At 50.0% G+C, this 10,309-nt stretch carries 9 protein-coding genes and 1 pseudogene; 6 read left to right on the top strand and 4 right to left on the bottom strand.

Annotated features, from left to right (window positions below):
* The 4 genes and pseudogenes from Q0294_RS08265 to Q0294_RS08280 form a co-directional block, all read left to right on the top strand.
* A pseudogene (locus Q0294_RS08265) lies at window positions 1-490 on the top strand (hypothetical protein); the annotation flags it as partial.
* A gap of 53 nt (window positions 491-543) precedes the next feature.
* Window positions 544-1,509 carry a glycosyltransferase family 2 protein gene (locus tag Q0294_RS08270; RefSeq protein ID WP_299463217.1) on the top strand — a complete coding sequence of 322 codons (966 nt, stop codon included), beginning with the start codon at window positions 544-546 and terminating at the stop codon, window positions 1,507-1,509.
* Between the two features lie 100 nt (window positions 1,510-1,609).
* Window positions 1,610-3,004, top strand: coding sequence for an MBL fold metallo-hydrolase (locus tag Q0294_RS08275; protein ID WP_299463193.1), 1,395 nt, complete (start codon window positions 1,610-1,612; stop codon window positions 3,002-3,004).
* 7 nt (window positions 3,005-3,011) lie between these two features.
* Window positions 3,012-3,458, top strand: a complete 447-nt coding sequence (locus tag Q0294_RS08280) for an ASCH domain-containing protein (protein ID WP_299463196.1) — start codon at window positions 3,012-3,014, stop codon at window positions 3,456-3,458.
* 19 nt (window positions 3,459-3,477) lie between these two features.
* Here Q0294_RS08280 and trpA read toward each other — a convergent pair whose 3' ends face one another.
* Complete coding sequence (gene trpA, locus Q0294_RS08285) at window positions 3,478-4,299, bottom strand: tryptophan synthase subunit alpha (protein ID WP_299463199.1); 822 nt, start codon at window positions 4,297-4,299, stop codon at window positions 3,478-3,480.
* A 71-nt stretch (window positions 4,300-4,370) separates the two neighbouring features.
* Window positions 4,371-5,576, bottom strand: a complete 1,206-nt coding sequence (gene trpB / locus Q0294_RS08290) for a tryptophan synthase subunit beta (RefSeq protein ID WP_366917928.1) — start codon at window positions 5,574-5,576, stop codon at window positions 4,371-4,373.
* A gap of 311 nt (window positions 5,577-5,887) precedes the next feature.
* Between trpB and Q0294_RS08295 the strand changes: the two genes are divergently transcribed.
* A complete protein-coding gene (locus Q0294_RS08295) occupies window positions 5,888-6,094 on the top strand; it encodes a hypothetical protein (protein WP_299463205.1) in 207 nt (68 codons plus the stop codon).
* A gap of 20 nt (window positions 6,095-6,114) precedes the next feature.
* Here Q0294_RS08295 and Q0294_RS08300 read toward each other — a convergent pair whose 3' ends face one another.
* Complete coding sequence (locus Q0294_RS08300) at window positions 6,115-8,445, bottom strand: hypothetical protein (RefSeq protein WP_299463208.1); 2,331 nt, start codon at window positions 8,443-8,445, stop codon at window positions 6,115-6,117.
* Window positions 8,446-8,497: 52 nt separating this feature from the next.
* Window positions 8,498-9,388 carry a carboxylating nicotinate-nucleotide diphosphorylase gene (nadC, locus tag Q0294_RS08305; protein WP_299463211.1) on the bottom strand — a complete coding sequence of 297 codons (891 nt, stop codon included), beginning with the start codon at window positions 9,386-9,388 and terminating at the stop codon, window positions 8,498-8,500.
* Window positions 9,389-9,557: 169 nt separating this feature from the next.
* Between nadC and Q0294_RS08310 the strand changes: the two genes are divergently transcribed.
* A partial coding sequence (locus Q0294_RS08310; protein WP_299463214.1) for an alanine dehydrogenase occupies window positions 9,558-10,309 on the top strand: 752 nt, incomplete at its 3' end.

Raw genomic sequence — 10,309 nt, forward strand, 5'->3', positions numbered from 1 at the left:
ACCCTTCTTGTCCCGCCTGTTAAATCTGTTTTCGAAAAAGATCACAAAATCAGGTGTCGAGGCACCTGCAGTGGGATTACAGGCTTCATTTTCGATACGTTTACTTTACGCCGGAGTGTTTGCTTTTCTGATCAGTTGGAGCTTACACGGTTTAAGTCTGGGGCTGGTCGTTGCTTCTCTGGGAGATTCAGGGTTAAATTGGCAGCAATGGCCTCTCTGGATCGCTGCTATTTCCGCGGCTTTCGCATTAGGTTTCGCGGTTTTATTTGCGCCGGCCGGATTGGGAGTCCGTGAAGGACTGATTGCGGCAATTCTTGCCGGTTCCCCGGCGATCGGACCTGTGAATGCCTTTGTTGCTGCGTTATTGATACGAATCGTTTCATTTGCTAGTGAAATTCTGGCTGCCTTTGTTTTATACTACAGTTTCAGGAGTCGTGCGGACATTGATAGCAGTTCGGCACAAAAACAATCCACTCCTGATATAAACTGAAAATGCTAAAGTTTCTACCTGCCGAGAGAAAGGTCTCTGTCGTGCTCTCTATCATGATTCCTGTTTTGAATGAATCCGAAAGTTTGCCGCAACTGTACCAGGAAATCTGTGACACGAGCCAAAAACATAATATCGATCTTGAAATCATTTTTATTGACGATGGTTCGACCGACATCTCCTGGGAGGTCATTTCCAAGCTGGCTGCCAAAGATGGTCGTGTTTCCGGAATTCGATTTCGCAGAAATTTCGCCAAGGCAGCGGCGTTGACGGCAGGTATGCGGGCGGCAAGAGGGTCTGTGATCATGATGATGGATGCGGACCTGCAGGATGATCCCAAGGAGATCCCCCGATTCCTGGAAAAGCTGAATGAAGGTTATGACGTCGTGAATGGCTGGAAAGAACGGCGGCTTGATCCCTGGCACAAAGTCTATCCCAGTAAAGTCTTCAACTGGATGATCGCTAAACTGACCGGATTGCAACTGCATGATCATAATTGCGGCTTGAAATTATTCCGTAAAGAAGTCGCAGCCGAGATTCGTATTTACGGGGAGTTACATCGCTTTATTCCGGTGCTTGCGGATGCGCGTGGGTTTAAAGTGACGGAAATTCCCATCCATCATCGGGAACGCCAGCATGGTCATTCCAAGTATGGCGTCAGACGTTTTCTGAGAGGTTTTCTCGACCTTTTAACGGTTCGCTTTTTGACCGGTTATGGACAGCGTCCCCAGCATATGTTGGGAGCCGTTGGGCTGGTCTGTCTCTTCTTAGGCGTATTGGGCCTGTCTTATCTGGGATTTCTCTGGATGCTGACTAATCTTTTTGGCCTGGAACTGGGGCCAATTGGCAATCGGCCTTTGCTGGCCTATTCTATAGCAGCGACGATTCTGGGGGGACAGGCAATCAGTCTTGGTTTACTGGCTGAATTAATTGTCGCCTATACTGGTCGCCATCAGGATTCCTACAGCATTTCCGAACGGACAGGCAGTGTCGCTCAGAACGAGCAGGAGATCATCGTCTAAATCGTCTTTCTAGATTTCCTGTTTCAACTGGTGGCGATCTACTATCATTCCCGCATGCCTTCTTCTGTTTCTGTTATTTTGTCTGGAAATGAAACGTTAGATGAAAATTACTTTTCTTGGAGCAGCCGGTGAAGTGACCGGAAGTCAGCACTTGATCGAAACCGATTCACGACGAATTTTGCTGGATTGCGGCTTGTTTCAGGGGCATCGCGAAGAATCCTATCATAAAAACAGTCAATTTGCTTATTCGCCGGAATCACTGGATGCTGTCTTTTTATCGCATGGGCATATGGATCATTGCGGCAACATTCCGCGGCTTTACAGCAAAGGATTCCGGGGGCCGGTATTTTGCACTTCGGCAACAGCGGACATTGCTGAAATCATGCTGAAGGACAGTGCCCGTATTCAGGAAGAAGATGCCCGTTATCTGGCGAGGAAACTAAAAGAGAAGCATCCACCGATTGAACCGCTCTATTCAGAAGATGATGTAAGTCGAGTTGCAAAACAATTTGAACGCGTGGAATATCACGAATGGCACGAACTGGGAGACGATGTCAAAGTCCGCTTTCTGGATGCAGGACACATCCTGGGGTCAGCGATCATCGAAATGAAGATCAAAGATCAACGGGAATGGCGACACATTGTCTTCACAGGTGACCTGGGGCGGCGGAATTTACCGTTGCTCCGTGATCCCGAGACGATTGCAGGTTGTGAGGTACTCATTTCGGAAAGTACCTACGGAAATCGGGTTCATGAAAAGGCGTCTGATATTAAAGAAGAACTCTATCAGATTCTTAATGAAGCCTACCGCGTGGATGGTAGAGTGATTATTCCTGCTTTCAGTCTGGGGCGGACGCAGCAGATCATTTATTATCTGAATGAACTGTATAACGAAAAACGCCTGCCTCATATACCTGTTTTTGTGGACAGCCCTCTTTCAACCAGACTGGTTTCCGTATACCGGCATCATATTCATGAAATGGACAATGAAGTTGGTAAGCTGATGGAATCCGACAGGGACCCATTCGGATTTGCTTTACTCGATTACGTTTCGACGCGCGAGCAAAGTATTTCCCTCAATAAGCGAGAAGGGGCCTTTGTCGTCATTGCCGGGAGTGGGATGTGCGAAAACGGTCGCGTACGACATCATCTGAAAAACGGGATCGAACACGTCGAGAACACAATTGTACTGATGGGATATCAGGCCGCCAATACTTTAGGACGGCGATTACAACAGCGAGATCCCAAGGTGAAAATTTTTGATCGGTATTACCAGGTCAAGGCCAAGGTCATTCAACTCAGCGGGTTGTCAGGTCATGCGGATGTTGAAGACTTTAAATGGTGGTACGAAGCGTCGGCAAAACAAGGAAACATTGGCCAGGTATTTCTGGTACATGGCGAGCCGGAATCAGCGACGGCACTCGCAGCTTTGATTCACGATCAGTGTGACCTGGAACCCATTATTCCACAGTATCAACAATCTTTCGAAGTTTAAGCCTGAGATGACAAAATCAATCAAACATCCCGATAAAAGTCTGCCTGCATTGGGGATCAGGCAACCCTGGGCTGAACTGATTCTGCGTGGTATAAAAACGATCGAGATTCGCTCCAGCCAGACGAAGATCCGCGGCCCGATATATGTGTATGCGTCGAAGAAACTGGCGAAAACACCCCATGCTGACAAAGCCGCTGCGCATGCAGGAATCAATGTGGAAACACTGCCTACCGGTGTCCTGATCGGGACGGTGGAGATTGTAGACTCGTTTCCGGTCACTCAAAAACATGCCGCTGCTTCGGGAGTTCCTGCAGAAGTTCTGAAAGGGAAATTCGGCTGGGAGCTGGCGAACCCTCAACGTCTGCAGAAACTCATTGTGCCAGAGTTTCTGCCTTATGGTGTCTGGTTTTATCCCTTTACACGCAAGCAGTCCGGCGTTCGCAAGAAACAGTGAGAAGCGCAGAGAACCGGTTTCAGCCTTTCGTGGCTGCCGCCATTTCGCCTGCGTAATCGCCGATGGCTTTGAGGACGGCGTCACGGTTTTGAGCGGGATCAGAAAACGCAGCAAATTGTTTCACGATGGCCGAACCAATGATGAATCCGTCTGCTTTGCCGCGCAATGTATTGACGTGATTTGGGTTGCTGATGCCAAAGCCAACGGCCAGAGGCAGGTCTGTCAAACTGCGTAACGATTCCAGATGCGCCGTCAATTCAGGAGGGAGTTCATCGCGAACTCCTGTCGTGCCTGCAACAGAGATGCAATAGATAAATCCGCTGGCGACTTGTACGATGCGTTTCGTGCGATTTTCCGGCGTCAGTGGTGAAACCAGTTGAACCAGATCCAGTTTCACCGCCTTTGTTTTCTCTGCAAGCTCTTGCGCTTCATCGCCGGGTAAGTCGGGGACAATCAATCCGGAAAATCCGGCCGCTTTTGCTTCATTCAGAAATTTATCAGAGCCGTAACGAAAGATAATCGCGTAAGACACCATGCCCACCAGCGGAGGCAACGTGATTGACGGATCTGCAGACAGCGTTTTCAAAGCTTCGAACAGGTCATGTACGTGGAAGCCGTTGTTTAAAGCGCGGGTGTAAGACTCCTGAATCACGGGGCCATCTGCGATGGGGTCGCTGTAAGGAAAACCAACCTCAATCAGATCCACGCCGCGATGGGCCAGCTCTTTCAAAACAGCTACGGTGGTATCGAGATCAGGATCGCCGGCAGTAATAAACGGCATGAAAGCCATACGGTTTTCCGAGCGGACTTGTGCAAATTTTTCAGAAATGGATGTTGTCACGATTCGTTACAATGCTTTTACGGGAAGAGGAAGGACATTTGGATGAACAGAATTTGGCGGACGTCAATAAATTAAATGTCGCGATCCAGCAGGCGGGCCACTTCATTCACATCTTTATCGCCTCGGCCCGACAAACAGATGACAATGATCTCCTCAGGGCCGGTATCACGCGCGACTTTCAGGGCATGGGCCACTGCGTGTGATGATTCGATGGCGGGAATGATGCCTTCCAGTTTGGCCATGGTCTGGAAACCTTCCAGCGCTTCATCATCGGTAATCGCTGTATAATTCACACGCCCCGAGTCTTTCCAGTAACTGTGTTCCGGGCCGACTCCGGGATAATCCAGACCCGCAGAAATCGAATGCACGTCCAGAGTTTGACCATCGTCATCCTGCAAGACGTAACCGAAGCTCCCATGCAGGACTCCTTTGGCTCCGTAACTGAGGGTGCTAGCATGCTGACCCGGTTCAGGTCCTCTTCCACCGGCTTCCACGCCGATCAGTTTCACAGACTCATCATCAATAAACGGGTAGAACATTCCGGCGGAATTGGAACCGCCTCCGACACAGGCGATGACCTGATCAGGAAGTCTTCCCGTTTGCTCCAGGCATTGTGCGCGTGTTTCCTTGCCGATGACGGATTGGAAGTCGCGGACCATCATCGGGAAGGGGTGCGGCCCGATGACCGAGCCGATGATGTAGTGCGTTGTCTCAACGCTCGACATCCAGTCGCGCATCGCTTCGTTGACGGCGTCTCGTAAGGTGCGGGAACCGCTGGTAACAGCCCTCACTTCAGCGCCCATCATTTTCATGTTAAATACATTCAGTTTCTGACGACGGATGTCTTCTTCACCCATGTAGACGACGCAATCAAGACCGAAGCGGGCACAGGCGACCGCTGATGCAACGCCATGCTGGCCTGCACCCGTTTCTGCGATCACACGTTTTTTTCCCATTCGCATCGTCAACAACGCCTGACCGATGGTGTTGTTGATTTTGTGGGCACCCGTGTGATTCAGGTCTTCCCGTTTGAGGTAGATTTTGCCGCCGCCACAATGTTGAGTCAGGCGTTCGGCAAAATAAAGCGGGTTCGGACGTCCGACATAGTGCTTTAGCAGGTCATCCAGCTCCGCCTGGAAAGTCGGGTCCTGTTTCGCTTTCTCGTATTCCGAGGTCAACTCTTCCAGGGCGTGCATCAACGTTTCTGGCACAAATCGTCGACCAAATTCTCCAAATCGACCTGCAGAATCAGGCACGTTCGATAAACTCGTTGTCATAATAGGCTCAAATATAGTAACTGTAAGTCAAAAAAGGTTTGCTTTGACCATTATTGAATTCCCGGTGCCGATGGTCAATGCCCGCCCCTTGGACGGTTGAGAATCGGGAAAGGTTCGTCTCAAAATTCACAAGTTTGGCAGGATGGCAGGTCGTCATATGTACTTTGATATCATGCTTTTGAGGCGTTTTAGACTCAAATATTGAACTGTCCAGGCAGAATTTTGTAGGATTTTACTGAAAAGCTCGATAAAATACGTGATGCGATTAGTGGAGCAATCAGTTTCACTGGATGATAGAGGGGGAAATTATTATGAACACTTCAGATCAAAAATTAGTAGAAGCATTCGATTGTGACTCAATTCACATTGATGAATTAGAGCGTTTTTGCCTCTTGGAGACCAAACCGCGCGGATATCAGAATCTGGATGACAGTGACATTATCATTCCTGATTTTGGTAGTGCGCTCCGCTCAGCCCGTCGGGAACTGAATGACTTTGAGTCACCTGCGGGTTACTGATCTCGCTGGGAAAAAGATTTTCAGGGAGCCACCGGAAATATTTGAGCCGTGATGAAGTAGCGCTCACCTTCTCGCTCCACAATCAGCTCCGGCGCCCATGCCAGTATTTCTTCTTGTTCGTCTTCCCGGAATGAATCGAATTTTCGATAACTGGACCGGTTTGGCAAAGAGGGAAGTAAGACTCCAGCTTGGATCAGGTGTTTGAATCTGGCAGGTGTGACGTAATCGCTGAAACCATAGGAGCCTGGTACGCGGTAGCGAAGCACTTCTGCCCAGTTGACATAAACGTAGGCGATATGCTCGGCTTGCAATTTTTCTCTGACTTCACCGGCAGGTTTCATCGAGAGCAATTTATCAGGCACGTCCGGTTCCATTTTTGCGGTCCATTGCTTGAAAACCTCGTGGTCAAAAACCGTACTATAGATCACAGGGAACTGAGCATAAAACAATTCTGCGTCACCCACGGAGAGCACCACTTGTTTTGGCTCTAGTTGCATCTGGTTTAACTGCATGATTTCGGGACCGGTCATTGAGAGCGCAGTCTTCCGCGCATAATTCAAATCATCCAGATACGCGTTATAACCACTGAGGCCGCTGGTCGCGACGCCGAGATTGAACAGCGAGGCGAGCAGAATGGCGATTGACAGGCCGATCTTCCAGATTCGTTGAGAACTCCAGGTTGCGCCGATACCGGCCAGAACTGCAACCACGGGAATCAGGGGAACCCAGAACCGGTCGATGCGATGGGTAAATACCCACCAGGAGAGAAACAGGAATCCCACGTATATCCACAGCCAATAGATCAGGCGTCGATGCTGCCGTTTCAGAAAGGCCAGTGGCGCCAAGCTGAACAACAGCGGGCTCAACCAGTCGCTTTTCAATGTCACATCGATCAGTTTTTCTCCCAGATCAGCCAGTTCATGCGTGTGGGGGCTATGTCCGCCTTTCCATTTGATATTGAGTTGTTCGTTCAAATCAACGCCGCCAAAAACAGAATAGAGCAACGGGTAGACGGGATTGCCTGTCTCCACGACATTTTTCAACAGCCACGGACCAATGGTGAGTAGCGTACCGATCGAGAAGATAGCTGCCAGCTTGAGTGTGACAGAGATTCGTAACTGCTTTTCTTCTTTCAGCAGCCACCAGCTGAAGCCCAGTAATGTCAGGCCGAGAGGAATCACGACCGACAGGACGCCCGGGTATTTACAAGCCATTGCAGATCCGGATAACAAACCGGTCAGGCAGGCATAACCCCATAAAGCAGAGCGTGAGGGGGTGGCTGTGGACGTCTCGTCTACTGGCGCGGACCAGGTTCTGAGTACCTGTATCGTAAGGATCAGACTTAACAGGCTGGCCATCAGATAAAAGGAAAGTCCTCCCTCGGTATACGCGATAATCGACATGCGATAGGTCCAGGGAGTGGTCAGGAAGATCGTTGCTGCCAACCAGCCCGCATTCGAACCAAACCAGCGCCGCGCTGTCGAAAAGACTCCCAGTGCCGTGAGCAGGGAAAAACTCATCAGAACGAGTTTTCCTGCTTGAGCGCCTGATTCCCAGTCGGCTTTGAGCGTCATTCCCAGTAGAATCAACATCTCGGTCAGGAAAGGAAAACTGGTGTAAATGTTGTGTGGCAGAAATCCGATATGGCCTTGCTGGTAGTATTCTTTCGGTCCACCAAAGTGGTATTCCAATACGTCGAAATCGGTTGAGGGTAACATGGATCCGAGAAACATGCTGAGTACAAACGGCGTAATCATCAGACAACAGCCGCCACGCAGCAGGATCTCAGGTGTGATACTGTCCGGGAGAGATAGTTTGAAGGGCAGTAAAGTGCCAGTTTTTGATTTTGACTCGCTGCATGCGGAAACGATGCCTGCGGCAGCCAACAGAATCAGAACCAGATAGCATAAGCTCTGGGACAAAATTCCCAGTAGTCCTCCGCCTAAAGTCAGCAGTGAAACGGCGGAGATACCGACTCCAGAGGCGAATACGGTTCGCTCTGCTGTATAAGGGGCTAACGGAATTTTGATCAGTCTTGTGATGAGCTGTCCCAGCCCCCAGGCGCCTGCAAGAACTACCAAAGCGATTCCGATAAAGGGAAATCGTTGTGGGAAATAAGTCCAGCCTGAAGGAGGAGGATTCTCCACAGGCAGAGGATCAACCAGGTCCATTAACAGATAAGGAAGATAGGTGAATACGTCCCAGCGGCTGGTCGCGGGGTTACTGTTGGGAAGTGTAAAGCTGATAAAGGCGATGAAAAACAGCAGCAACCAGAGGAGTGCACAGCTCCCAAGGCTCGGGCGCTCCTCGGGAAGAGAACTGACAGGTTTCTGTGCAGCCGATTTATTCATGAGCAATCATCTAAACTGAGTGAAAAGAGGTATTTCAATTGCAGAGACAGCCTCAGGTACGTCGTTTCCAATCGAAGCCGATATCCAGAGAAACAGCAGAATGTGTGAGCGCGCCCACACTGATTCGTTCGACTCCTGTTTCTGCGACGCTGCGCACTGTTTCCAGATTGATGCCTCCTGAAGCTTCCAGCAATGTGGTCGGCGACTGTTTCTCTCGCATCTGGATTGCCTGTTTCAAAATTTCCGGAGGCATGTTGTCCAGTAGAACAATTTCGGGTTCAGCCTGCAACGCGTCAGCCAGTTGATCGAGTGTGTCCACTTCGACTTCAATCCCTTTTTTCCCCTTGACGGATTCCCGTGCCTGTCTGATAGCGGCTGCGATTGTGGGATGTGAATTGCGCGTTTCCCAAGCGGCCAGATGATTATCTTTAATCAAAATACCATCGTAGAGACCCATGCGATGATTTGTACCTCCGCCGGCGGTGACCGCATATTTTTCGAGGATTCGCCAGCCCGGAAGTGTTTTACGAGTATCCAGGATCGTGGCGCTGGTTCCCTGAATTGCCTGCACATATTTTGCAGTCAGAGAGGCGACTCCGCATAAGTGCGTCATGAAGTTCAGGACCGTGCGTTCGCCGATCAGGATTGAAGCCAATGGTCCCGAGCAGGTGGTAATCACTGATCCCGGCTCTAAGAGATCACCGTCAGATAGTTGATGTGTGCAAACTACCTCAGGATCCAGTTCAGAAAAAATGAGCGAAGTGAGTGGAGAACCAGCCAGGACTCCCATTTGTCTGGCGACAATTTGGATCTCTGCCTGATCTGTGTCTTCAATCAAAGCCAGACAGGTGAGATCACCTGTCTGATGCAGATCTTCCTCCAGACTCAATTTGATCAGAATTTTTGCTGCGGCTGCCTGGATTTCGGTAAATAAAACGGTCACTGTAAATTCTCTGGCTTTCTTGGGATGGTACCTTTGCCGACAATGGATTGGTCTGGTTAAAATTCAAGCATGTTGTTGGAATCAGACGAATAGTATAAAACAGCATGCGTATAAGATCGTTTATCGTATCATAGCAGTCTGCAGTATTACATGTAATCGGGAGAAGACCATGATTGTGGGGGTGCCTCGTGAAATCAAGCAGGATGAGTACCGCGTCGCTTTGATACCGGTGGGAGCAGAGGAACTGACGGCGGCTGGTCACAAAGTCCTTGTGGAAAGCGGCGCCGGGCTGGGAAGTGGAATTCTCGATGAACTCTATGAAGAAAATGGGGCCGAAATTGTAGGATCTGCCGAGGAACTGTTTGCACGCTCTGATATGGTGATCAAAGTCAAAGAACCTCAACCGGTTGAATTATCTTTGTTAAAGCCGGGACAGATTCTTTTTACCTATTTTCACTTTGCCGCCGACGAGGTTTTAACGCGCGGGTTTCTGGAAACGGGGGCAACGGCTGTCGCTTATGAAACACTGGAAGGCCGTGGTGGGCAATTACCGCTGTTAACGCCGATGAGTGAAGTCGCCGGACGTATGAGCATTCAGGAAGGCGCCAAATACCTGGAACGGCCTCAGTTGGGACGCGGCATCCTGCTGGGGGGAGTTCCCGGCGTACCGCCGGCGCATATTGTGATTCTGGGCGGCGGTGTGGTCGGCAAAAATGCAGCGCAGATCGCTGCCGGCTTTCAGGCGGATGTGGTGATTCTCGACATTAATGTGGATCGGCTGCGTTATCTCGAAGATATCATGCCTGCAAATGTGAATACGTTATATAGTGACCGACACAATATTCGATCCGAACTGGAACTGGCTGATCTCGTGATTGGTGCTGTGCTGATCCCCGGAGCCCGGGCTCCCGTGTTAGTGCC

Origin of the sequence: uncultured Gimesia sp. (assembly GCF_937919775.1) — a bacterium.
GTDB lineage: Bacteria > Planctomycetota > Planctomycetia > Planctomycetales > Planctomycetaceae > Gimesia.

Coding starts and splice junctions, on each gene's coding strand:
- Q0294_RS08270 (WP_299463217.1), top strand. CDS start 544: ATGATTCCTGTTTTGAATGAATCCGAAAGTTTGCCGCAACTGTACCAG.
- Q0294_RS08275 (WP_299463193.1), top strand. CDS start 1,610: ATGAAAATTACTTTTCTTGGAGCAGCCGGTGAAGTGACCGGAAGTCAG.
- trpB (WP_366917928.1), bottom strand. CDS start 5,576: ATGACAACGAGTTTATCGAACGTGCCTGATTCTGCAGGTCGATTTGGA.
- Q0294_RS08295 (WP_299463205.1), top strand. CDS start 5,888: ATGAACACTTCAGATCAAAAATTAGTAGAAGCATTCGATTGTGACTCA.
- Q0294_RS08280 (WP_299463196.1), top strand. CDS start 3,012: ATGACAAAATCAATCAAACATCCCGATAAAAGTCTGCCTGCATTGGGG.
- Q0294_RS08300 (WP_299463208.1), bottom strand. CDS start 8,445: ATGAATAAATCGGCTGCACAGAAACCTGTCAGTTCTCTTCCCGAGGAG.